Consider the following 22,830-nt stretch of genomic DNA (forward strand, 5'->3'; position numbering starts at 1 on the left):
AAGAAAGGGAGGCAGCATGACCGACGCCTCGCTCTGGGAGGATCTCGTCACCTCGGCCCTCCTCGGCACCGACCGGCGCGCAGTGCCGGGCGCGGCCGCCGCACCCGGCAAGGACGCGCCGGTCGCGCTGCTGGACGCGGCGGCGCTGCAGACCGTGCGGCGCAGGGCGGGACTGCTGCCCGCGCCCGCGGCGCCACTGCCCGAGCCCGCCCCTCATGACCCGCGACCGGGGTTGCCCGCGGCGGCTCGCCGCCGTCTGGCGCAGCTGCTGGCGGACCGCGCCGCGCCTTCGGGCGGCAGCGGCCGGCGCGGCGTCGCGCCCGATCTGACCGAGCTGCTCCCGCAGTGGCTGACCGCCGCCAACGAGCGGGGGTGCCAGGCCCCGGCGGAGCTGCTGCCCGCTCTGCTGGACGCGGCGCGGGCGCGCACGGATCTGCGGCCGCAGACCCTCGTCTTCGCCGGGCCGCGCGCGCTCTGGCTCGCCGGGCTCAACGCTGAGTGGAGGTTCGCGCTGCGCAGCGCGGGAAGCGGCTCGGCACTGCCCGATGCGACCGACGCGGACGCGGTGCGAAAGCTGTGGGAGGAGGGCCTGTTCGCCGAGCGGGCAGCGCTGCTCGCAGCCGTGCGCGACCGGGACGCCGGTGCGGCGCGCGAACTGCTGGCTTCGACCTGGCCCACCGAGCGTGCCGAGGACCGGCTGATGTTCCTCGACTCGCTGCGTACGGGGCTGTGCCCGGCGGATGAGCCGTTCCTGGAGCAGACCCTGTCCGATCGGAGCCGTAACGTCAGGGCCCTGGCCGCGGAGCTGCTGTCCGCGCTGCCGGGCTCCGCACTCGCCGGGCGTATGGCGCGGCGGGCGGCCTCCTGCGTCAGCCTGGACCACGACGGCCCGGACGGACAGGCGGCCATCGCGGTGGAGGCCCCGCACGAGTGCGACGCGGACATGCAGCGCGACGGCATGACCGTGAAGCCGCCCTCAGGGCGCGGTGAGCGCTCCTGGTGGCTGGGGCAGCTCGTGGAAGCCGCGCCGCTGACGGTCTGGCGGGAGCGGCTGGGCGGGCGCTCGGCGGCGGAGACGGTGGCCCTGCCCGTGGCGGACGGCTGGCGGGACGAGCTGCACGCCGCCTGGTGCCGGGCGGCGGTGCGGCAGGGGGACGCCGAGTGGTCCCGGGCGCTGCTGGGCGTCCCCGGCTCGCCGCCTGCGGACGGCCCCGGCACGATATCCCTGGCCGAACGGGCGAAACTGCTGGCGGCGCTGGCGGAGGAGGAACGGGCGGAGTGGGTCGCGCGCTTCGTCGCGGCGCACGGCCTGTCGGAGGCGTTCCAGCTGCTCGGGGTGTGCGCGGTGCCCTGGGCGCAGCCGCTGGGCCGGGCAGTGGTCGACGCCCTGGACATCGCGCGCGACGCCGGGAGCTATCCGTGGAGCTTCAGCGGTGTGATGGGCCTGGCCGAGCGCTGTCTGGACCCGTCGGCGGCCGTCCGCCTCGAGCCGCTGGCGGCCACGCCGGACGAGCCGGAAGGAGCGTCTCCGGGCGCGGGCGGCTACTGGTCGGAGGCCTTCCAGCGGCTGGTGTCCACTCTGCGCCTGCGGGAGGCCATGCACGCCGAGCTGGCCGGCCCGGCAGCACCCGGTCCCGACACCGCCTGACGCCCGGGGCGGGCATGCCGGGACACCGGCTCACGGAGCCGGAAGGAGCAGCCGGAAGGACACGGCAGACAGGCTATGTCTCGGCCGGGTGGCGGACGTTGGCGTTGACCCAGTCGACGATGGACGCCGTCGTGGCGCCGGGGGTGAAGATCTCCGCGACGCCGAGCTGCTTCAGCTCGGGGATGTCCGCCTCGGGGATGATGCCGCCGCCGAAGACCTTGATGTCCTCGGCATCCCGGTCCTTCAGCAGCTCGATCACCTTCGCGAAGAGCGTGTTGTGCGCGCCGGAGAGGATGGACAGGCCGATCGCGTCCGCGTCCTCCTGGATCGCGGTGTCCACGATCTGCTCGGGCGTCTGGTGCAGCCCGGTGTAGATGACCTCCATGCCCGCGTCGCGCAGCGCCCGCGCGATCACCTTCGCCCCGCGGTCATGGCCGTCGAGGCCCGGCTTGGCCACCACCACGCGGATCGGACCGCTCACACCCATCACTGCCTCCACAAACCCGGCTGCCGTGTCCCCGGAGGGGCCGGCGAAGTGAACGAACGTTATCTCCAGCATCCCGCAACCCGCAGTTTCACGGCGGACAGGGAGGGGGAAATCACACGTGGGACATGTTCGCTATGCGTCGTACCCGCACCAGAGGGCTCACAAGCCGTCGCGGGCACGATCGCAGGGGAGCCGCTACAGGGTCATCGCGCCACCGCGCCGTCAGCCGCCCGGCACGGCGGCGCGACCCGACCCACCTCGGTACGCGCTACGCCACCGCCCCCGACGACGCCGCCGTCCAGACCCGCACAGGACGGCAGGCGGCGCGCGGGGGCGGACAGCGCATCCGCCGGCCGCGAGTGGCAGCACCCCATGAGGGGCGCACGGGGGACGGAGCCTGCTCTCGCGTGCCGTAGGGGAGGTAGGCCATGAGGGTCCCCACCAGGGTCCTGACCTTGCCGCTGCCGATTCCACGGCTTCCGCACCCGATGCGGCATCTGCGACTGTCTGCCGCACTGCTCCGCGCCACCGCCCTGGAGCTGACGATCCTCGCCGGCCATCTGCTGCTCTATCCCACCGGCCTGACGCAGGAGCGCCCCGGGCCGGAGCCCGCCTCCGACCCCTCGGGCCGAGGCCACGCGGGCACGGCCGCTCTGCCCGCGGACACGACGCGGCGCCCACCGGTCGTCCTGCTCCACGGCTTCGTCGACAACCGCTCCGTGTTCGTGCTGCTGCGCCGCTTTCTCGCCCGCGACGGCGGCCGCCGGGTCACCTGCCTCAACTACTCTCCCCTCACCTGCGACATCCGCACCGCTGCCGCGTCGCTGGGCCGCCATATAGAGGACATATGCGCCAGCACCGGCCATCGCGAGGTCGATGTCGTGGGGCACAGCCTCGGCGGCCTCGTCGCCCGCTACTACGTGCAGCGCCTGGCCGGCGACCGCCGCGTACGCACACTCGTCACCCTCGGCACCCCGCATGCCGGCACACCCGTCGCCCTGCTCGCGGGCGCACACCCCCTCGCGCGCCAGATGCGCCCCGGATCGCCGGTGATCGAAGAGCTGCGGCAGCCCGCTCCGGGCTGCCGCACCAGATTCGTGAGCTTCTGGAGCGATCTCGACCATTTGATGATCCCGATGGAGACGGCCTGCATCGACCACCCGGATCTGATCGCCGAGAACGTGCCGGTGAGCGGAATCGGCCATCTTGCGCTGTCGGTGCACCCGGCCGTCGCAGCCGGCGTCCGCCAGGCGCTGGAGACGGGCAAGGCGGCGGCGGGCGGCCCGTCGGACACGGCCTCCGCAGCCTGACGGTCGGAGCACCTCCAACACCCCCCAGTCGAACGAATTTCGAACGTACCGCCAAAGCTGCGCCCACTGACTGCCGAAAGGCCGCCGAATGCCCGTTTCCTGATTCGCTGAAAGCAGCTGGAGATTGTCGCCGTCGCATACCGCCGGGTACAGTCGCGGCCACTGCGTCGCCTCCGGGACCGCCGTTCGCCGGCCCCGGACCCAGGCGCCCCAGGTCCTGCTGCCGAGGCGAGAGAGAAGTTGGTGAACGACCAGCACGCCCACGCCGGGTACGTCGGATACGACGGCCACGCTGCCGGCAGCTTCGACGCCGACCCGCTCTTCGGCTCCCTCCCCGGCGGCTACGAGGCCGGCCACAGCGGCCAGTACGACTCCTCGCAGTGGAACGCTGGAACCGCCGGCTACGGATACGACACGGGCTACGCCGGAACGCAGGGCGAGCAGCACCAGCAGCAGCAGTACGAGACCGGCGTCTACCAGACATCCGCCACCGCCTCGTATGACACGGCCGGCTACGACGCCACCGGCCAGTGGGACGCCACCGCCTGGAACCAGGCCTCCGGCCAGACGGGCCAGTACGAGAACGTCGCCGCGTCGTTCGGATACGACGGGTACGGGGCGACGACCACGGGCCAGTGGGCGGCACAGGCCTACGATGCCACCGGCCAGTGGGACGCCACCGCCTGGAACACCGGCGAGACCACCGCAGAGCCGTTCGTACCGCAGCAGTTCACGCCTGAGCAGGAGCTCGCGCCGGAGCAGGACTTCGCACCGGAGCAGGACTTCGGGCAGGGGCAGGACTTCACACAGTCGTTTGCCCAGGAGCACGCCTACGAGCCGCCCTCCCCCGACGAAGGCGACGGCGGGCACGGCTACGGCCCCGAGGGCCTGGACAGCACAGCGGAGTTCCAGGGGCTGGACGACGTCCACAGCGCGGCAGATGCCGAAGACGGCGGCATGGCTGCCGACGCCGGTGGCCCGGATGGCGAGCCCGAGACGCTCACCCCCGCCGCCCCGGTCACCCCGCGCCCCGTCCGCCGCTCCGGCGGAGGCAGCAGAGGCCGCCGCCGCACCCCTGCGAAACGCTCCGCCCTGCTCACCGTCGCCGTCCCCTCGGCCTGTGTCATGGGCGTCGCCGGCATCGCGGCCGCTTCGGTCAACAACCTCGGTTCGGGCGACGACGGGGACGGCAAGGACGGCACGTCCACCGTCGCGGCCGCCGCAGACGAAGCCGCCGCCGAGTCCATCGCGGCCAACAGCAAGATCGATACGCAGCTCGCGGCCCTCAGCGCCGACGCCCGCGACTTCGGCGACCGCGCCTCCCGCACCCAGGAGCGCATCGACCTCAAGGCACGCCAGGAGGCGGAGCGCAAGAAACGCGAGGAGGAGGCCAAGCGGCGCGAGGCGCTGCGGCCCAAGTTCATGCTGCCGGTCAAGCAGCACGGCCTCAGCGCGTACTACGGCCAGGCGGGCATCAACTGGATGTCCGTGCACACCGGCATCGACTTCCCGGTGGCCTATGGCACACCCGTTATGGCGGCCACCGACGGCACCGTGCGCACCCAGTGGAACAGCGCCTACGGCAACATGGCCATCGTCACCGCTCCCGACGGCACCGAGACCTGGTACTGCCACCTCAGCAGCACCAAAATCCGGTCAGGCACGGTCAAGGCCGGCGACGTCATCGCCTACGCAGGCAGCTCCGGCAACTCGACCGGCCCGCACCTCCACTTCGAGGTCCGGCCCGGCGGCGGCTCCGCCGTCGACCCGCTGGCCTGGTTGCGCGGCAAGGGCCTCGACCCGACGTAGCGATCCGCCGTAGGCGACGGCGGCGTCTGCTGGGCCGACGTATACCTCAACGAACGAGGTCCCCTCCGGTCACGGAGGGGACCTTTTCTCACACGTGTCACCTTGCGCCCGGTCACAGTGCGAGGGCCGTGAAACCTCACGGCTTCACCACGTCACGGCTTCACCACGTCACAGCTTCACCACCGGCGCGTACCTCAGCAGCAGCCGCTTCGGCTTGGCGTCGCCGAAGTCGATCGTCGCCTGCGCGTCGCCGCCGGAGCCCTTCACCTCGATCACGGTGCCCAGGCCGAACTGGTCATGGGTGACGCGGTCGCCGACCGAGAGCGCGATCACCGGCTTCTCACCGGCGCGCCGCGTGGCGAAGCCCGACGCTCCGCGCCCCGCACGCGAGCCTGAAGCGGCGCTCAGCGAGGACGCGATCCCCGCGGTCGGACCCGCGGGCGCGGCCACAGGCCCGGTCCGCTTCCACTCCACATGCTGCCCGGGGATCTCCTCGAGGAAGCGGGAGGGCGGGTTGTACGACGGCTGGCCCCAGGCGCTGCGCATCGACGAACGGGTCAGATACAGCCGTTCACGGGCGCGGGTGATGCCCACATAGGCCAGCCGCCGCTCCTCCTCCAGTTCCTTGGCCTGCCCGAGCGCCCGCATATGCGGGAAGACGCCGTCCTCCAGGCCCGTGAGGAAGACGACCGGGAACTCCAGGCCCTTGGCCGTGTGCAGCGTCATCAGCGTGATGACGCCCGAGCCCTCCGTGTCCTCGTCGGGGATCTGGTCGGAGTCCGCGACCAGCGCCACCTGCTCGAGGAACTCGGCGAGGGTCCCCGCTCCCTCGGCTTCGCCCCGCTCCTGCTCGAACTCCAGTGCCACGGCGGCCAGTTCCTGGAGGTTCTCGATCCGTGTCTCGTCCTGCGGGTCGGTGGACGCCTGGAGCTCAGCGAGATAGCCCGTGCGCTCCAGGACGGCCTCCAGGACCGTGGCGGGGCCGGCGCCGGACTCCACGACGGTGCGCAGCTCGTCCATGAGGGCGTTGAAGCGCTTGACCGCGTTGGCGGAGCGGGCCGCCATGCCATACGCCTCGTCCACACGGCGCAGCGCCTGCGGGAAGCTGGTCTTCTCGCGCAGCGCCAGCGCCTCGATCATCGCCTCGGCGCGCTCGCCGATGCCCCGCTTGGGGACGTTGAGGATGCGGCGCAGCGGGACGCTGTCCTCGGGGTTGGCCAGGACCCGCAGATACGCAAGGACGTCCCGGACCTCCTTGCGCTCGTAGAAGCGCACTCCGCCGACGACCTTGTACGGCAGGCCGACGCGGATGAAGACCTCTTCGAAGACACGGGACTGGGCGTTGGTGCGGTAGAAGACGGCGACGTCGCCCGCCTTCGCCTCGCCCGCGTCCGTCAGCCGGTCGATCTCGTCGGCGACGAACTGCGCCTCGTCGTGCTCGGTGTCGGCGACATAGCCGGTGATCTGTGCGCCCGCGCCCGCATCGGTCCACAGGTTCTTGGGACGGCGGCTCTCGTTGCGCTCGATGACGGCGTTGGCCGCGGAGAGGATGGTCTGCGTCGAGCGGTAGTTCCGCTCGAGCAGGATGGTGGTGGCGTCCGGGTAGTCCTCCTCGAACTGGAGGATGTTGCGGATGGTCGCACCGCGGAAGGCGTAGATCGACTGGTCGGCGTCGCCCACCACGCACAGTTCGGCGGGCGGCAGGTCCTCGTACCCCTCTCCCACCAGCTCGCGCACGAGCGTGTACTGGGCGTGATTGGTGTCCTGGTACTCGTCGACCAGGACATGACGGAAGCGCCGGCGGTAGTGCTCGGCGACATCCGGGAACGCCTGGAGGAGGTGGACGGCGGTCATGATGATGTCGTCAAAGTCCAGGGCGTTGGCCTCGCGCAGCCGCGCCTGGTACATCCGGTACGCCTCGGCCAGGGTCTGCTCGAAGCCTCCCCCGGAGCCTCCGGCCTGGGAGGCGCCCCCGGCCACCTGATCGGCGAAGGTCTCCTCGTCGATCAGCTCGTTCTTCAGATTCGAGATCTTGGCGCTGAAGGACTTGGGCGGGAACCTCTTGGGGTCGAGGTCCAGGTCCCGGCAGACCAGCGCCATGAGGCGCTTGGAGTCGGCTGCGTCGTAGATCGAGAACGACGAGGTGAAGCCGAGCCTCTTGGACTCGCGGCGCAGGATGCGCACGCATGCGCTGTGGAAGGTGGAGACCCACATCGCGCCCGCACGCGGGCCGACGAGCTGCTCGACGCGCTCCTTCATCTCCCCGGCGGCCTTGTTGGTGAAGGTGATCGCAAGGACCTGGCCGGGGTGCACATGCCGGGTGGCCAGCAGATGCGCGATCCGGTGGGTGAGCACGCGCGTCTTGCCGGAGCCGGCGCCGGCCACGATGAGCAGCGGCGATCCGGAGTGCACCACGGCGGCGCGCTGCTGCTCGTTGAGCCCCTCCAGCAGGGCGGCGGGGTCCACGACAGGGCGCGGCGCGCCGTCGCGGTAGTAGGCGTCCCGCGCCGGAGGCACGTCGTAGGCGCCCTGGAAGAGGTCGTCCGGAACCGGCTCCGGCGCCGTCGCGTCATCGGGCGGCGGCGGGTGCTCGTCCTCCGGGGGCTGGAGGTCCGCCAGGAAGCTGTCGTCAAAGAGGCTGCTCATCGCTCTCAAAGTCTAGGCGTCCGCTCTGACACTCCGGGGCCGCATTGAGCCAGACCCCCGGGCGGCCGGGGAGCGGCCGTAGGCAGCGCTTGCACGCGCACCGTGCGCGACGGAACGACGACATCCGGTCAATGACCACCAGTGACGACATCGGCCCTACCGGCGGTAAACGGCCTGATCCCGCCGAGGTAACGAAAATGTATCGGACATTTCGAACATCAACCTTCACAGCAACCACACGGGTTGGCTAGCGTGCTCGACCAAGCGATCCCGCACCGCCATGGCGAACCACGCCAAACGGGTCGCCCACGCCGAATCCGGCCTTTCCGCAGGGAAGTTCGGAACCGGGGAACCACCCAGCACAACCGGGGTGAATCGGACCCTCGCCGGTCCGTAGGGCAGCCTTCCGTCCCGCCCGAACCCGTCAGCTAACCCGGTAGGCGGTTCACGGAAGAAGGAGATGTCGGCCTTGGCGTCGCATCGCAAGCCCCGCGGCCGTACCGCGATATCCACCCCCGCCGTCGGGTTCACCACCGCAGCCCTCGCCGGCGTCACGCTGCTGTCCTCCCAGAACGCAGGCGCCGCGCCCAGCGCGCCCGCCGAGCCGAAGCCGTCCATCGAGGAAGTGCAGAAGAAGGTCGACGACCTGTACCGGCAGGCCGGGACGGCCACCCAGAAGTACAACCAGGCCAAGGAGGCCACCGCCGAGAAGCGGCAGGAGGTCGGCAAGCTGCTGGACGAGGCGGCGGAGCGCACCGAGGCGCTGAACGAGTCCCGGCGCGCGCTGGGCAACTACGCCGCCGCGCAGTACCGCTCAGGGGCAGTGGCCCCGACCGCCGCGCTGGTCTTCGCCGACAGCCCGCAGTCGTACTTCGACCAGACACAGCTGATGGAGCGGCTGAGCGACCGTCAACGCAGCGCGGTCGCCGACTACGAGACCGAGCGTGCCGCCGCCGCGAAGCAGCGCACCGAGGCGGCCAAGAGCCTGGAGTCGCTCACCGCGTCGCAGGAGACGCTGCGCGCCGGGAAGCAGGAGGTGCAGGCGAAGCTGCGCGAGGCGCGCGAGCTGCTGTCGAAGCTGACGGCGGAGGAGAAGGCACGGCTCGCGGAGATCGAGCGGAAGAAGGCGGCGGAGGCCCGCCGCAAGGCCGAGGAGAAGGCCAGGGCGGAAGCGGAGGCGGCGGCCGCCGCGGAGGCCGAGAGGGAGCGCCTGCGCGCGCAGGAGCAGCAGGAACAGCAGCAGGAGCAGCAGGAGCAGAGCCAGGACTCCGGGGCGGATAGCGGGACCGAGTCGGGGGCGGGCACGACGTCCGGCGGCGACGCGGACGCCGACTACGCGGCCAAGGCCGACAAGGTGCTGGACTTCGCCCGCGCCCAGCTCGGCAAGCCCTACGTCTGGGGCGCGAGCGGCCCGTCCTCCTACGACTGCTCAGGGCTGACCCAGGCCGCCTGGCGGGCTGCCGGAGTCTCCCTGCCGCGCACCACCTGGGACCAGGTGGAGGTCGGCAAGCGGGTCGCGACGGAGGATCTGCTCCCGGGCGACCTGGTCTTCTTCTACGACGACATCAGCCACGTGGGCATCTACATCGGCGACGGCATGATGATCCACGCGCCCAAGCCCGGCACGAACGTGCGCGAGGAGTCGATCTACTACATGCCCATCTACGGCAGCGTGCGCCCCGCCTGACGCCTGCGGCGCCGGGGCGTCTCAGGTCCAGAGGGTGGCGATGAAGACATTGGCCGTCGTCAGCGCGCCCACCGCGCCGAACAGCGGCTTGTCGATCTTCTCCTCATCCCGCTTCACGTACACCAGGCCCAGGATGACGACAAGGATCACCAGCTTGATGCCGACCTTGAGGTTGTTCACCGACTGATCGTCGGCCTGGTTGAGGCCGACCAGCGCCACCCCGGTGATCAGCATGGTCAGCGCGCCGTGCAGCATCGCCGGGGTGAAGCGCGCCGTGCCCGCGCTCATCGCCTTCATCTGGGTCAGGAAGCCGCCGAGCAGCGAGGCGATGCCGATGATGTGCAGGGCGACGAAGACATTGATGAGTACGTCCATGAAGCGGAGCCTAGCCCGGCCTATAGCACCCCCCTCCTGGCGGGTCGAGGGCTTTCCCGTGCATTGGTCAGCCCCCGGCGGCAAAGGGCCCCGCACCATGATCCACCCGGTCTCAATGCGCACCCCCCTGTCCACCTTCGGGCAATAACGGTCCATACGGCGCTCGGCCGTGACCGCCAGGTCTAGCGTCCTGCGGCAGGTGGCCGACTCCCACCACCCGCCGGGCCGCCCCGGCGGCCGTCGGCTGCCCCGCCCAAGACCCGGCGACGGCCCGCTCCCCCTGTGCGGTCCGCCGCCGGGTCCGCAGGGAGAACGGAAGGATGTGGACGCCGTCGTGGCAGCGCACCGGAAACCCAAGCAGAACCCCCTGGCCGGGCCCGCCGCCCGCACCGCAGCCACCCTCGCCCTCGCCTCGGCGGCCACGGCGACCGCTTTCGAAGGCGGCGCCCACGCGGAGCCGGCCCTCACGCCCGCGCAGATCAAGGCCAAGGTCGACCAGCTCTACCAGGAGGCGGAGGCGGCGGCCGAGAAGCACAACGGCGCGCAGGAGACCACCGCCAAGGCTCGCAGGGAACTGGACCAACTGCGCGACCAGGCGGCGCGGAAGACCGAGAAGCTCAATGCCTCACGGGACCGGCTGGGGTCGTTCGCCGCCGCCCAGTACCGGGCGGCGGGCATGGACCCCGGCATGCAGCTCGCGCTCACCTCGGACCCCGACGAGTATCTGGAACGGGCCGAGCTCGCGGGCCGGGTCGGCGAGCTGCAGGCCGGGGCGATCGCCGGGGTGCACCGGCAGCTCGTGGAGATCGGGCAGCTCAAGGCGCGTGCGGAAGAGCGGGTGGAGACCCTCAGGACCCGGCAGTCCGACCTCGCCAGGCACAAGACGACCGCCCGGGACAAGCTCGCGGCCGCCCGGCGAATGCTGGACCGGCTGACCGCCGAACAGCGCGCCGCGTACGAAGGCGTCGCGGCGGGCGAGAGCAGCGGCGCCGCGGCGGCTGCCCTGCGCCCCTCCGGGGCACGCGTCGCGCAGCAGACCGGGGCGGCCGCCCCGTCGGCCCCCGCGCAGACATCCGCCCGGACACCTGCCGAGTCCACCCCGAAGGCCGCCGACTCCCGTGCCGCTCAGGCCGTCTCCTACGCCTACGGGGCACTTGGCAAGCCGTATGTGTGGGGCGCGACCGGCCCGTCGTCGTTCGACTGCTCAGGGCTCACCCAGGCGGCATGGCGCTCCGCCGGGGTCTCCCTGCCGCGCACCACCTACACCCAGATCAACGCGGGCCGGCGGGTCACCCGATCCCAACTCGCCCCGGGCGACCTGGTCTTCTTCTACTCCGGCGTCAGCCATGTCGGCATCTACATCGGCAACGGCCAGATGATCCACGCGCCCAGGCCCGGCGACGCGGTGCGGATCGCGCCGATCGACCAGATGCCCTTCGCGGGCGCGAGCCGCCCCGCATGAGCCGGGTCCGCGAACTGGCGGGCCGGCGGGCTCGCTGGCTGGCTGGCTGGCTGGCTGATCAGACCAGCCGACGGGCGGTCGCCCAGCGCGTCAGCTCATGGCGGTTCGACAACTGGAGCTTGCGCAGCACCGCGGAGACATGCGACTCGACGGTCTTCACCGAGATGAACAGCTGCTTGGCGATCTCCTTGTAGGCATAACCGCGGGCGATCAGCCGCAACACCTCGCGCTCCCGCTGAGTCAGCCGGTCCAGGTCCTCGTCCACGGGAGGCGCGTCCGTGGAGGCGAACGCGTCCAGGACGAACCCGGCGAGCCGCGGTGAGAACACGGCGTCGCCCTCCTGCACCCGGAAGATCGAATCCACCAGATCCGTGCCCGTGATCGTCTTGGTGACATAGCCGCGGGCGCCGCCTCGGATCACACCGATGACATCCTCGGCGGCGTCGGAGACGGACAGCGCCAGAAAGCGCACCGGATTCTCGGCGGCCGCCATCAGCGGGGCACAGCGGCGCAGCACCTCGACCCCGCCGCCGCCCGGCAGATGGACGTCGAGCAGCACGACTTCGGGGCGGGTGGCCGTGATGACGGTGACGGCCTGGTCGACATCGGCGGCCTCGCCGACCACCTCCACTCCGGTCCGCTCGGTCTGACCGATCTCGGCCTGCACTCCGGTGCGGAACATCCGGTGGTCGTCGACGAGCACCACCCGCACCCGCCGCTCGGCCGCCGTCGCCTCGACAGTGGTCTCCTCGGTCATTCCTCGCTCGCCGCCCTCTCCATCTCGAGCTCCACTTCCGTGCCCTCCCCGGGCGCGGAACGCAGCCGCGCCGCGCCCCCGTTGCGCTGCATCCTGCCGATGATCGATTCTCTGACGCCCATCCGGTCGCCGGGCACCGCGTCCAGGTCGAAGCCAGGGCCCCGGTCCCGTACGGACACAAAGACCGTACGCCCCTCGACCTCCGCGTAGACCTGGACGGGCCCCCCTCCGCCACCGTACTTGGCGGCATTCACCATCGCCTCGCGCGCGGCTTGCATCTGGGCGCCCAGTCCCTCGTCGAGGGGACAGTCGCCGACCACGACGACCTCGAGAGGCACACCGTGCTTGTCCTCGACCTCCGCGGCGGACTTCCTGACGGCCTCGGCGAGGGAGTCGGGCTCGTCGGCCTCCTCCTTGCCGGTGCCCTCCGGCTTGTAGAGCCAGTTGCGCAGCTCGCGCTCCTGGGCGCGGGCGAGCCTGCGGACCTCCGAGCCGTCATGGGCGTTGCGCTGTATGAGGGTGAGCGTGTGCAGGACCGAGTCATGGACGTGGGCCGCGACCTCGGCGCGCTCCTGGGCGCGGATGCGCATCGTGCGCTCCTCGGAGAGATCCTGGGTCATCCGCACCAGCCAGGGCCCGGCGAGCAGGGCGACTCCGGCGATGACGGCAATGGCGCCGGTGAGCACATTGCCCAGCTGTGCGGCCGAGCCGCGGACCACGACGAAGACGGTCAGCCCCATGCCGACGAGGGCGACTCCGGCGACCGCCCGGCCGATCTGGAGCAGCCCGCGGCGACGGCTGTCCGTGGGCAGATCGGCCCAGCGGGCGCGGCGGGCGTTGTCCACCTGCCGCCAGACCAGCACGACGCCCGCGCCGACGAGCAGGATCGGCCAGATGTAGCGGCCGGTGCTGCCGCCCATGTCGACGCTGCCGACGAAGATCGCCGTGCCGATGAGCAGAGCGACCAGTGCCACGATCTGGCCCTTGTCGGGCTTGCGCAGCCTGCGACGGCCGTCCGGGGTGGTCTCGAAGACGGAGCGGGGCTCGGCGGTCCTGCCGCCGACGCCGAGCGGCACGACGATCCAGAAGACCGCGTACAGCAGCACGCCGAGGCCGTCGGCCAGGAAGAGCGCCAGGAAGACCAGCCGCACCCAGACGACGGGGAGGCCCAGGTGCCCGGCCAGACCGCGGGCGACGCCGCCGAGCATCCGCCCGTCGGCGCTGCGGTACAGCTTGCGCGCCGGCTGCTCCTCCGGGGCAGGGGCGCGGGAGGGAGCAGCGGCTCGGGGCATGACGGCGGGCATGCCTCCGATGGTCACACGTCCTGGCGGGCGCCGGTATCAGGGCCGACCCCTGACCCGACCCTGATACCGCCCCGGCGGGTCCGGTCGAGCCCCGATGCGGACCAGGGGCCGATATCAGGGAACGGCCAGGGTCGGGCCGGGTGCCGCCCGGCCGCGCTGCCCGTCACCATGGACATATGAACCAGCCGACCACTCCGCCCCAGGGCCACCGCGCCTCGCGCCCGCATGGGGCATCCGACGATCCGGATGTCCATGCGGACTCCGCGGAGGCCTCGGCGGCTGCGGCGGTCCCCGCGGCGGGTCCGCTGCGGCGGTCCGCGGAGCACAAGGCGCTCGCGGGCGTGTGCGGCGGCCTCGGCCGGTACTGCGACATCGATCCGGTGATATTCCGCATCGTCGTCGGGGTGCTCTCCGTCACGGGCGGCATCGGCCTTGTCTTCTACGGCTTCGCCTGGCTGCTGATCCCGATGGAGGGCGAGGAGGAGAACGAGGCCCGCCGGCTGCTGTCGGGCCGGGTCACCGGAGCGTCGCTGGCCGCGGTGCTGATGGCGCTCGTCGGCTGCGGGCTGCTGCTGTCGATGCTCCAGAACGACAACATGCTGTCGTTCGCCGTGCTGCTGTCCATCGCCGCCGGTTGGGCCGCCTACTGGTCCCACCGCCGCAGGGTCGGCGCTCCGGACGGCGTGCCGCTGGACCCCGCCGCCGCGCAGGCCGCGGCCGAGGCCCCGCCGGAGGCCACCGCGCCGCCGGTCCCCGAGAGTCCCTCCTGGTGGCGCGACCCGATCGTGAAGGACGGCAGCACGGGCCCCGTTCCCACGGGCTATCTGTGGGGCCCGGAGGGTGCGGCCGCTGCCGACGACGGCGCGCCGCTCTTCCGCAGCGGCCGCGATGTCTGGGCAGCGCCCCGCCCGCCGCGCGGCCCGCGCAGCATCGGCGGTCTCACCTTTCTGCTCGCCCTGATCGCGGGCGGACTTGGCACCGCGCTCTCCTGGGAAGGGAATCCGCTCGGCACCAGTCTGCAGATCGGTCTCGTCTGCGCGCTCGCGGTCTTCGGGCTCGGGCTGCTCGTCAGCGCGCTGATAGGCCGCACGGGCTTTGGCACCGTCCTGCTCACCGTGATCACGGCGGTGCTGCTGGCCGGTGCGGCGGCGCTGCCCAAGGAGATCAGTACGCACTGGGTCCGCACCGAGTGGCGGCCGGACACCATCTCCGCTGTGCAGTCGAGGTACGAGCTCGGCACCGGCGTCGGCACGCTCGATCTCTCCGCCCTCACCGTCCCGGCGGGCCGCACGGTATCGGCGTCCGCGGAGGTCGGGGCGGGCCAGCTGAGAGTCGTGCTGCCCCAGGACACTCCGGTGACGCTGGACGTCGAGGCCGGCCTCGGCGACATACAGCTGCCGGGTGACGCGGCGGACGACATAGACGTCGAGCCCGGGCTGGAGCGGGAGCACCGGCTCCCCGCCCCGGACGGCGCACGGCCGTCCGGGACGCTGGAGCTGCGCCTTGAAGTGGGCATCGGACAGGTGGAGGTCACCCGTGCAGCACCCTGATTCACACCACGGACCGAGGCGGGACCACGGTCCCGACCGCGAGAGCGGCGTCCGGTTCCGGCATCCGTTCCGGCCCGCGAGGCTCATCGCGGGGTTCGCCGCGCTGACCGCCGCGCTGCTGTACGCGGGCGATGCGGCGGATGCCTGGCACACACCCTGGTTCGCGGCGTTCCCGGTCGTCTTCGGCGGGTTGTTCCTGGCCGGGGCGACGGCCTGGGTGCACTACCGCATACGTCGCCGTTCAGCCCAGAGCGCATCCGCCGAGAACATGGACGCCCCTGCGAGCACCAGCGGCAGCCAGGCCATCAGATAGACGAGGTCGTTGCCGTAGTAGTACGGCTCCGTCTGCCAGCTGACGGTCAGCCACAGACTGAGCGAGATCAGCGCACCGCCGGCGGCGGCCAGGCGGGCGACGATCCCGAAGAGCGTGCCGATGCCCACCGCCAGTTCCCCGAAAGCGATGGCGTAGCCGAAGCCCACGGGGCTCTCCAGGGCGAGGTCCACCAGCCAGGGCACGGCGGAGGAGTCGCGCACAGAGTTCATGATCTCGCCGATCGAGCCGGGGCCGCTGGCCGACATAAAGCTGCTGTCGGTGATCTTGTCGAGCCCGGCGTAGATGAAGGTCACGCCGAGGAAAACGCGCAGCGGCAACAGGGCGTATCTGCTCGCCAGTTCCTTCCAGCCGCCCTGTCTGCCCCCGTCCGCCATGCCGTATGTCGCAGTCATCCGCTGCATCGGTGCCATCGTCGGTCCCACCTGTCCCACCTTGCCCTGCCTGTCACGCCTACAGTTGACCCATCAACTGACCATACGTATGCGGGCCCAGGGTGGCTCACCGTAAATACCGCCGAATGCCACGGGATGCCGCCTCATACCACCGGATACCACCCAGAGGGGGACTCTGCGAAGCGGCCGTCCTCGGAAACCGCCACCTCACACTGAGTGCGGCCTCAGCAGATCGGGCTCTTCCCGGCTGATCTGCCGCCACAACGGCTGGTAGCTGATCCAGGCGACCAGGTCGCTGCCCAGCCGCTCACGGGTGGCCGCCGCGTCACGCGCCCCGATGAGGACGGGCTTGCCCGCCGCCCGTGCCAGCAGCTGGATGCGGCAGCAGCGCTCCATGGAGATGAACCACCAGGCCGCCGCGTCGACCGAGTCGCCGACGGTGAGCAGGCCGTGGTTGCGCAGGATGACGGCCTTGCGCCCGCCGAGCGCGGCGGCGATCCGGCGTCCCTCGGCCTGGTCGACGGCCACCCCGGTATAGGAGTCGACCAGGGCGTGGTCCTCGTAGAAGGCGCATGCCTCCTGGGTGATCGGGTCGATCAGCTCGCCGAGCGCCGCCAGCGCCCGCCCGTGCACCGAGTGGGTGTGCGCCACGGCGATCACATCGGGGCGGGCGAGATGGACCGCCGCATGGACGGCGAACGCGGCCTGATTGACGCGGCGGCACCCGTCGACGACCTGCCCGGCGCTGTTGACCAGCAGCAGTTCCCCAGCGGTGATCTGGGCGAAGGGCACCCCGAAGGGGTTGATCCAGAAGCAGTCGGCAAACTCCGGGTCCCGTGCGGTGATATGGCCCGAGACCCCGTCCTCGTATCCGAAGCGACCGAAGAGCCGGAGGGCGGCCGCGAGCCGCTCCCTGCGGGAGACACGTTCGTCCTCCGGGGAACCGTGCTCGGGCGGCATCGCGAATCGGAGCTGCTCGACGGGGACGCGCTGGGGCGCCTGCACTTCAGGCGGCTCCGGGGGCGGCGGAGGTGGGGGTGAGGGTGGACGTGGCGGCGTCTCGGTCATGGCCGGAAGGTAGCTCCGGCCGCGGCAACTGGCCATAGACAGCACGACGCCGCCGTCCCCGTGCGGTGGGGACAGCGGCGTCGAAGCGCCCGTCAGAGCAGCGGGCTCACTCCCATTCGATGGTGCCCGGCGGCTTGCTCGTCACATCCAGGACGACGCGGTTGACGTCCGCGACCTCGTTGGTGATGCGGGTGGAGATCCGCGCCAGCACGTCGTACGGCATCCGCGTCCAGTCGGCCGTCATCGCGTCCTCGGACGAGACGGGCCGAAGCACGATCGGGTGACCGTAGGTGCGGCCGTCCCCCTGGACGCCGACGCTGCGCACATCGGCGAGCAGCACGACCGGGCACTGCCAGATGTCCCGGTCGAGCCCGGCGGCGGTCAGCTCCTCCCGGGCGATGGCGTCGGCCTCCCGCAGGAGGTCCAGCCGGTCGCGCGTGACCTCGCCGACGATGCGGATGCCCAGCCCCGGCCCCGGGAAGGGCTGGCGCTGCACGATCTCCTCGGGCAGCCCGAGCTCCTGGCCGACCATGCGGACCTCGTCCTTGAACAGCTTGCGCAGCGGTTCGACGAGCTCAAACTCAAGGTCCTCGGGCAGTCCGCCCACATTGTGGTGGGACTTGATGTTGGCGGTGCCGGCGCCGCCGCCGGACTCGACCACGTCCGGGTACAGGGTGCCCTGCACGAGGAAGGCGACGTCCTCGCCGGACCGGGCCTCCGCGACGATCTCGGCCTGCGCCTGTTCGAAGACCCGGATGAACTCCCGACCGATGATCTTCCGCTTCTCCTCCGGGTCGGAGACCCCGGCGAGCGCCTTGAGGAAGCGGTCCTGCGCGTCGACGACCTTGAGCTGCACGCCGGTCGCCGCGACGAAGTCCTTCTCGACCTGCTCGGTCTCGCCCTTGCGCATCAGCCCGTGGTCGACGTACACACAGGTCAGCTGGGAACCGATGGCCTTCTGGACGAGCGCGGCCGCGACGGCCGAGTCGACGCCTCCGGAGAGTCCGCAGATCGCCCGCTTGTCGCCGACCTGCTCACGGATCGCCGCGACCTGCTCCTCGATCACATTGCCGGTGGTCCAGTTCGGCTGGATGCCCGCGCCCCGGTAGAGGAAGTGCTCCAGCACCTGCTGGCCGTAGGTGGAGTGCATCACCTCGGGGTGGTGCTGGACGCCGTACAGCCTCTTCTCGTCGTTCTCGAAGGCCGCGACCGGCACGACGTCCGTGGAGGCGGTGACGGCGAAGCCCTCGGGCGCGGCGGAGCAGGCGTCGCCGTGGGACATCCACACCGACTGCTCGGCGGGGGTGCCCTCGAAGAGCGTGGAGCCGGAGTGGCTGACGTACAGCGGGGTACGGCCGTACTCGCGCGCCCCCGTGTTGTCGACGGTGCCGCCGAGCGTGGTCGCCATCAGCTGGAAGCCGTAGCACATGCCGAAGACCGGGACCCCGGCCTCGAAGAGCTCCCGGTCCAGCCGGGGGGCGCCTTCCTCGTACACGGACGAGGGTCCGCCGGACAGGATGATCGCCTTGGGCTTCTTGGCCAGCATCTCCGCCACGGGCGTGGTGGAGGGGACGATCTCGCTGTAGACCCGTGCCTCACGGACGCGACGGGCGATGAGCTGGGCGTACTGCGCGCCGAAGTCCACGACGAGGACGACGTCCGGGCTGGGTGCGGGCGCGGCAGCAGGGGGCGCTGAGGACACTACGGCGGCCTTCCGGCGGTGGTGGGAGGAGGGGTTCTCGCTGTCGATTCTACCGGCGCGGTCAGCCCTCTCTTCGTCTCACCATCCGAACCCGGCTTGGCCCCCGCGCGTTCGGAAGGGCCATACTGGGCGCATGCGCACGCAGCAGACCTTCGTCTTTACCTATGGCAACCGGCCCACCGGCTGCCATGGTCGTGCTGCTTGAGCCACTGACAAGCGACTTCCCAGGCGCCCCGGGCCGACAAGGCCCGGGGCGCCTGCCGTTTCCGGGCCGTACCGTCCCGGGGCTCCGACACAGCAGAGCACTGCAGACAGGAGCCCCGACCATGACCTCGACCACAGCCACGGCGACCGACACCGGCGCGCGCACCGATGAGGCCGCCACCGTGATCAGCGGCGCACGGGAGCGCATCGACGCGCTCGACGACCGCATCATCGGCCTGATCCAGGAGCGTATGGCCGTCTCAGCCGTCATCCAGGACGCCCGTATCTCCTCGGGCGGCCGACGGGTGAACCTCGCGCGGGAGATGGAGGTGCTCGCCCACTACCGCGACGCTCTGGGCAAGCCGGGCACCTCGCTGGCGATGACCCTGCTGGAGCTGTGCCGGGGCCGCATCTGAGTTCGGGCGCATCCTCACTCGTACGGAGCGTGACCGCAGGACGCGGGCGGTCGTTGTCCGATTGTCCGTGCCAGCCAGGGGCGGGCCTCGAAGGAAACCACGCGTGGCTCCGCTGGAGCGTGTGACGTGTCGCAGGCACGTCGTGGGACCTCGCCCCAGCGCGCGTGACCGGTCGGCAGGGGACAGCAGCCCGGTCACTCCAAAGAGCGGTCGGCTCCGGGGACGCCCGGAGCCGACCGCAACCGGTCCGGAAAACCAGAGTCCGTCAAGGGCCCCGCGGTCAGACCGCGGGGCCCTTGCCCATGTGCACCCCGTCCGCCCGGAAGCCTTCACGGCTCGGTCTCAGCCTTCGATGCGGAGCAACACGGACGGCGCTCAACGTGATGCAAGCCACATAAAGTTTCTGTGAGTTCCCCTGCAACCAATTTCATCCGTCGCAGGTCATGCATGCGGAACCAAGAGCCTCGCCCGTGACATCTCCGGGCGAGGCCCACCGCTTCGTGCCTCCCGACGGGTGGCACGCCGGACTTCACTGAGGTCACTTTGAAACTTCGCCGCGCTATGGCTGTCGCCGCTGCGACCGCTGTCATAGCTCCCGCCGCGTTCCTGGCTGCTCCGGCCGCCTACGCGACTGACGGCAACAACGGCACCACCGCCTCCGAGTCGGCGTCCGAGACGCCGCAGGAGGAGAACACCCCGTCCACGGAGAACGAGACGGAGCCCCCGGCCGAGGAGTCCGAGCAGGCCGAGAAGGCCGCCGAGGGCGACGCGACGGTGGAGACGGGCGGCGAGTCCGAGAACGACACGTCCGCCTCCGAGGCCCAGGGCGAGAAGAAGCCCGAGGGTGAGGCCGAGGGCGAGAAGAAGGAGGACGACAAGACCTCCGAGACGCCCAAGACCGAGGGTGACGACAAGCCCGAGAACGAGTCCGGCACGCCGGACGCCGAAAGCAAGTGGACTCCCTTCGAGTGTGAGACTTTCGACCTCGACGAGAACCTCCAGGTCAGCGTCTCCGGTCTGCCCAGCAAGATCGTCGCGGGCTCCGGCTGGCACAACTTCACCTACTCGGTGACGAACGACTCGGACGCCGACCTCACGGACGTCTACATCGAGACGTACACCGAGTACGACGACGACACGAACTTGGAGCACTCCCTCGCGCTGGAACTCGCGCAGATCGAGTTCAAGGACCCCGAGACGGGCCAGTGGACCGACTCCTACCAGGAGCTCTTCGAGGACGAGGAAGGCGAACTGCTCGTCACCGGCAGCTTCGTCGGCTACATCGACGACCTGGCGAAGGGTGAGACCGCCGAGATGGACCTGCGTGTCCGCATCGACGCCAAGGCCCCGGCCGGTTCCTCGTTCGCCCTGAGCAGCGCCATCTACGCCGGTGAGGGCACGTCCTGCAACGGAAATGGGGACTCCTACGCGTTCACCGTCCTGGCCAAGGAAAGCAAGCCGGGCGACGTGGACGAGGCCAAGCCGAGCGGTGAGAAGCCCGAGGGCAAGAAGCCGAACAGCCCGAAGCCGCAGGGTGGGGCCAAGGAGCTCCCGGTCACCGGCAGCCTCGCCGAGACCGGCTCGAACTCCATGCTGCCGACCATCGGCATCGCCGGTGGCATCGCCATCGTCGCCGGCACGGGCGTGGTCTTCGCGCTGAAGCGGCGCGGCAACGGCGCGGCCGCGTAAGGCACACCGCCGCACAGACGGGGAAGGCGCTGCACTCGGAGGGGGGTGCAGCGCCTTTCCGCTGTCCGCGTCCTGCCTGGTTCGGCCCGGCGCGGGCCCGGGCGGACCCGTACCGACCCGGGCGGACCGGCGCCGGGCCCGGGCGGACCGTGTCGGACTACTGCCCGCGCTTCGGCGGGACCGCGGGAATCCCCAGGAACGGCAACTTCAACGCGCCGAACGCGTCCGCCGGGACCGTTGGCGACGCCGGGGCCACGGGCGCGAGGCGTCGATACGGCTCACTCTGCGCGGGGCGCGGGTCGGGCTCGCCCTTGTTGGGCCAGAAGGACATCGCGCGCTCGGCCTGCGCCGTGATCGTCAGGGACGGGTTGACGCCCAGGTTCGCCGAGACGGCCGCGCCGTCGACGACCGAGACGCCAGGGTGGCCGTACAGCCGGTGGTACGGGTCGATCACCCCGTCCTCCGCCGACGCGCCGATCACACAGCCGCCCAGGAAGTGCGCGGTCAGCGGTGTGCCCACCAGTTCACCGACGTTCGAGCCCGCGAAGCCGTTGATCTCCTCGGCGAGCAGGGTCGCCGCACGGGTGCCCTCGGCGATCTGCTTGGGGTTGGGGGCGCCATGGCCCTGGCGGGCGGTCAGCAGCCCTTTCCCGGGGCCGCGCGGCCTGCGGTAGGTGGTCAGGGAGTTGTCCACGGACTGCATGACCAGGCCGATGATCGACCGCTCCGACCAGCGTCTGTTGGAAAGGGAGCGCGCCAGCAGCCAGGGGTGCCGGACCGCGTTGCGCAGCCAGCCGCGCACCCGGCGCTCCGCGTACGGCGCCTGGAGGGTGGACAGCAGGCCCATCGCGTTGGAGCCCTTGCCGTAGCGGACCGGTTCGATGTGGGTGTCGGCGTCCGGGTGGATGGACGAGGTGATCGCCACGCCCCGGGTGAAGTCCGCCTTCCGTACGCCGTGCTTCGCCCGGTAGCGGCGGTCGGTGGTCTGGGAGCCGACCAGCGCCTCGGAGTTGGTGCGGGTCAGCTCGCCGAGCCGGGCAGGGATGCGCGGCAGCAGCCCGCGGTCGCGCATCGTGTGCAGCAGGGTCTGGGTGCCGTACGTCCCCGCCGCCACGACCACGTACCGCGCCCGCAGCACCCTGCGGCGTCCTCTGCGCCGTGCGTCCGTGGGCACCGTGGTGATTTTGTGGCCGCCCTGCCCGTCCTCGGCGATCGCGACGGCCGTCGTCATGGGGTGGATGACCGCGCCGGCCTGTTCGGCGAGGTGGAGGTAGTTCTCGTTGAGGGTGTTCTTCGCGCCGTGGCGGCAGCCGGTCATGCACTCGCCGCACTCGGTGCACGCTCTGCGGGCCGGCCCCGCGCCGCCGAAGTACGGGTCGTCCACGGCCCCGCCCGGCTTCGCCTTCGCCGTGCCGTCCGCGTCCTTGCCGTCGCCGAAGAAGACGCCGACCGGGGCCATATGGAAGGTGTCGCCGACGCCCATCGCCTGTGCGGCGGCCTTGAGGTGCACGTCCGAGGGGGTCGTGGTCGGGTTGAGCCGCACCCCCAGCATCCGCTTCGCCTGGTCGTAGTGCGGGGCGAGTTCGTCCCGCCAGTCGGTGATGGACGCCCACTGGCGGTCCTCGAAGAAGGCCGCGGGCGGCACGTACAGGGTGTTGGCGTAGTTGAGTGAGCCGCCGCCGACTCCCGCGCCCGCCAGCACCATCACATTGCCCAGCAGATGGACGCGCTGGATGCCGAACAGCCCGAGCGCCGGGGCCCAGAGGTAGTTCCGCAGGTCCCAGGAGTTCCTGGGCAGGGTCTCCGGCGTGAAGCGGCGGCCGGCCTCCAGGACGCCGACCCGGTATCCCTTCTCCGTCAGCCGGAGCGCCGAGACCGAGCCGCCGAAGCCCGAGCCGACGACGATGACGTCGTAGTCGTACACGTCGTCGTCATGCATGTCGCCTTGCACGTCGTCACGCATGTCGCCTTGCACGTCGTCACGCATGTC

The 22,830-nt window shown here is 71.2% G+C and carries 17 protein-coding genes and 1 riboswitch; of the genes, 8 read left to right on the plus strand and 9 right to left on the minus strand.

Features of this window, described 5'->3' with window-relative positions:
• Positions 1-16 precede the first annotated feature (16 nt).
• Positions 17-1,648, plus strand: a complete 1,632-nt coding sequence (locus QCN29_RS11890) for a DUF5691 domain-containing protein (protein ID WP_279927837.1) — start codon at positions 17-19, stop codon at positions 1,646-1,648.
• A 73-nt stretch (positions 1,649-1,721) separates the two neighbouring features.
• Here the strand turns inward: QCN29_RS11890 and QCN29_RS11895 are convergent, their stop codons facing one another.
• Positions 1,722-2,135, minus strand: coding sequence for a cobalamin B12-binding domain-containing protein (locus tag QCN29_RS11895; RefSeq protein ID WP_279927939.1), 414 nt, complete (start codon positions 2,133-2,135; stop codon positions 1,722-1,724).
• 428 nt (positions 2,136-2,563) lie between these two features.
• On the opposite strand from QCN29_RS11895, the gene QCN29_RS11900 reads away from it, so the two are divergent.
• Together QCN29_RS11900 and QCN29_RS11905 are read left to right on the plus strand one after the other, a co-directional pair.
• Positions 2,564-3,445 (plus strand): esterase/lipase family protein, encoded by an 882-nt coding sequence (locus QCN29_RS11900; protein WP_279927839.1) that lies wholly within the window; start codon positions 2,564-2,566, stop codon positions 3,443-3,445.
• Positions 3,446-3,688: 243 nt separating this feature from the next.
• A complete protein-coding gene (locus QCN29_RS11905; protein WP_279927840.1) occupies positions 3,689-5,254 on the plus strand; it encodes a peptidoglycan DD-metalloendopeptidase family protein in 1,566 nt (521 codons plus the stop codon).
• A gap of 168 nt (positions 5,255-5,422) precedes the next feature.
• Here QCN29_RS11905 and pcrA read toward each other — a convergent pair whose 3' ends face one another.
• Positions 5,423-7,900: a DNA helicase PcrA gene (gene pcrA / locus QCN29_RS11910; RefSeq protein ID WP_279927842.1), complete on the minus strand. Its 2,478-nt coding sequence runs from the start codon at positions 7,898-7,900 to the stop codon at positions 5,423-5,425.
• A gap of 299 nt (positions 7,901-8,199) precedes the next feature.
• A riboswitch (cyclic di-AMP (ydaO/yuaA leader) is annotated at positions 8,200-8,358 on the plus strand.
• A gap of 2 nt (positions 8,359-8,360) precedes the next feature.
• Here pcrA and QCN29_RS11915 point away from each other — a divergent pair.
• On the plus strand, positions 8,361-9,587 hold the full coding sequence (locus QCN29_RS11915) for a C40 family peptidase (protein ID WP_279927844.1): 1,227 nt from the start codon (positions 8,361-8,363) through the stop codon (positions 9,585-9,587).
• 21 nt (positions 9,588-9,608) lie between these two features.
• Here the strand turns inward: QCN29_RS11915 and QCN29_RS11920 are convergent, their stop codons facing one another.
• Positions 9,609-9,962 (minus strand): hypothetical protein, encoded by a 354-nt coding sequence (locus tag QCN29_RS11920; RefSeq protein WP_279927846.1) that lies wholly within the window; start codon positions 9,960-9,962, stop codon positions 9,609-9,611.
• A gap of 334 nt (positions 9,963-10,296) precedes the next feature.
• Between QCN29_RS11920 and QCN29_RS11925 the strand changes: the two genes are divergently transcribed.
• Positions 10,297-11,424, plus strand: a complete 1,128-nt coding sequence (locus QCN29_RS11925; protein WP_279927940.1) for a C40 family peptidase — start codon at positions 10,297-10,299, stop codon at positions 11,422-11,424.
• A 58-nt stretch (positions 11,425-11,482) separates the two neighbouring features.
• Here QCN29_RS11925 and QCN29_RS11930 read toward each other — a convergent pair whose 3' ends face one another.
• Together QCN29_RS11930 and QCN29_RS11935 are read right to left on the minus strand one after the other, a co-directional pair.
• Positions 11,483-12,181, minus strand: a complete 699-nt coding sequence (locus tag QCN29_RS11930; protein ID WP_279927847.1) for a response regulator transcription factor — start codon at positions 12,179-12,181, stop codon at positions 11,483-11,485.
• Positions 12,178-13,485: an ATP-binding protein gene (locus QCN29_RS11935; RefSeq protein WP_279927848.1), complete on the minus strand. Its 1,308-nt coding sequence runs from the start codon at positions 13,483-13,485 to the stop codon at positions 12,178-12,180. The genes QCN29_RS11930 and QCN29_RS11935 overlap by 4 nt, the downstream gene beginning before the upstream one ends.
• Before the next feature lie 176 nt (positions 13,486-13,661).
• Here QCN29_RS11935 and QCN29_RS11940 point away from each other — a divergent pair, with 176 nt between their 5' ends.
• On the plus strand, positions 13,662-15,035 hold the full coding sequence (locus QCN29_RS11940; protein WP_279927849.1) for a PspC domain-containing protein: 1,374 nt from the start codon (positions 13,662-13,664) through the stop codon (positions 15,033-15,035).
• Between the two features lie 222 nt (positions 15,036-15,257).
• Here QCN29_RS11940 and QCN29_RS11950 read toward each other — a convergent pair whose 3' ends face one another.
• The 3 genes from QCN29_RS11950 to guaA form a co-directional block, all read right to left on the minus strand.
• A complete protein-coding gene (locus tag QCN29_RS11950) occupies positions 15,258-15,761 on the minus strand; it encodes a DoxX family membrane protein (RefSeq protein WP_398859179.1) in 504 nt (167 codons plus the stop codon).
• Positions 15,762-15,968: 207 nt separating this feature from the next.
• Positions 15,969-16,829 carry a class II aldolase/adducin family protein gene (locus tag QCN29_RS11955; RefSeq protein ID WP_279927851.1) on the minus strand — a complete coding sequence of 287 codons (861 nt, stop codon included), beginning with the start codon at positions 16,827-16,829 and terminating at the stop codon, positions 15,969-15,971.
• 106 nt (positions 16,830-16,935) lie between these two features.
• Entirely contained in the window at positions 16,936-18,531 is a 1,596-nt protein-coding gene (guaA, locus tag QCN29_RS11960) for a glutamine-hydrolyzing GMP synthase (RefSeq protein WP_279927852.1), read from the minus strand.
• Between the two features lie 326 nt (positions 18,532-18,857).
• On the opposite strand from guaA, the gene QCN29_RS11965 reads away from it, so the two are divergent.
• Positions 18,858-19,151, plus strand: coding sequence for a chorismate mutase (locus QCN29_RS11965; RefSeq protein WP_279927853.1), 294 nt, complete (start codon positions 18,858-18,860; stop codon positions 19,149-19,151).
• Positions 19,152-19,712: 561 nt separating this feature from the next.
• Positions 19,713-20,840, plus strand: a complete 1,128-nt coding sequence (locus QCN29_RS11970) for a hypothetical protein (RefSeq protein WP_279927854.1) — start codon at positions 19,713-19,715, stop codon at positions 20,838-20,840.
• A gap of 157 nt (positions 20,841-20,997) precedes the next feature.
• Here the strand turns inward: QCN29_RS11970 and QCN29_RS11975 are convergent, their stop codons facing one another.
• Positions 20,998-22,827 carry a GMC family oxidoreductase N-terminal domain-containing protein gene (locus QCN29_RS11975; RefSeq protein ID WP_398859180.1) on the minus strand — a complete coding sequence of 610 codons (1,830 nt, stop codon included), beginning with the start codon at positions 22,825-22,827 and terminating at the stop codon, positions 20,998-21,000.
• Positions 22,828-22,830: the final 3 nt, after the last annotated feature.

Source organism: Streptomyces chengmaiensis, from assembly GCF_029846775.1.
GTDB lineage: Bacteria > Actinomycetota > Actinomycetes > Streptomycetales > Streptomycetaceae > Streptomyces > Streptomyces chengmaiensis.

Bases quoted from the DNA above. Each gene is read 5' to 3' on its own strand.
- QCN29_RS11890 (WP_279927837.1), top strand. From the start codon at position 17: ATGACCGACGCCTCGCTCTGGGAGGATCTCGTCACCTCGGCCCTCCTC.
- QCN29_RS11895 (WP_279927939.1), bottom strand. From the start codon at position 2,135: ATGGGTGTGAGCGGTCCGATCCGCGTGGTGGTGGCCAAGCCGGGCCTC.
- QCN29_RS11900 (WP_279927839.1), top strand. From the start codon at position 2,564: ATGAGGGTCCCCACCAGGGTCCTGACCTTGCCGCTGCCGATTCCACGG.
- pcrA (WP_279927842.1), bottom strand. From the start codon at position 7,900: ATGAGCAGCCTCTTTGACGACAGCTTCCTGGCGGACCTCCAGCCCCCG.
- QCN29_RS11915 (WP_279927844.1), top strand. From the start codon at position 8,361: ATGTCGGCCTTGGCGTCGCATCGCAAGCCCCGCGGCCGTACCGCGATA.
- QCN29_RS11920 (WP_279927846.1), bottom strand. From the start codon at position 9,962: ATGGACGTACTCATCAATGTCTTCGTCGCCCTGCACATCATCGGCATC.
- QCN29_RS11930 (WP_279927847.1), bottom strand. From the start codon at position 12,181: ATGACCGAGGAGACCACTGTCGAGGCGACGGCGGCCGAGCGGCGGGTG.
- QCN29_RS11935 (WP_279927848.1), bottom strand. From the start codon at position 13,485: ATGCCCGCCGTCATGCCCCGAGCCGCTGCTCCCTCCCGCGCCCCTGCC.
- QCN29_RS11940 (WP_279927849.1), top strand. From the start codon at position 13,662: ATGAACCAGCCGACCACTCCGCCCCAGGGCCACCGCGCCTCGCGCCCG.
- QCN29_RS11950 (WP_398859179.1), bottom strand. From the start codon at position 15,761: ATGACTGCGACATACGGCATGGCGGACGGGGGCAGACAGGGCGGCTGG.
- QCN29_RS11955 (WP_279927851.1), bottom strand. From the start codon at position 16,829: ATGACCGAGACGCCGCCACGTCCACCCTCACCCCCACCTCCGCCGCCC.
- QCN29_RS11965 (WP_279927853.1), top strand. From the start codon at position 18,858: ATGACCTCGACCACAGCCACGGCGACCGACACCGGCGCGCGCACCGAT.
- QCN29_RS11970 (WP_279927854.1), top strand. From the start codon at position 19,713: ATGGCTGTCGCCGCTGCGACCGCTGTCATAGCTCCCGCCGCGTTCCTG.
- QCN29_RS11975 (WP_398859180.1), bottom strand. From the start codon at position 22,827: ATGCGTGACGACGTGCAAGGCGACATGCGTGACGACGTGCAAGGCGAC.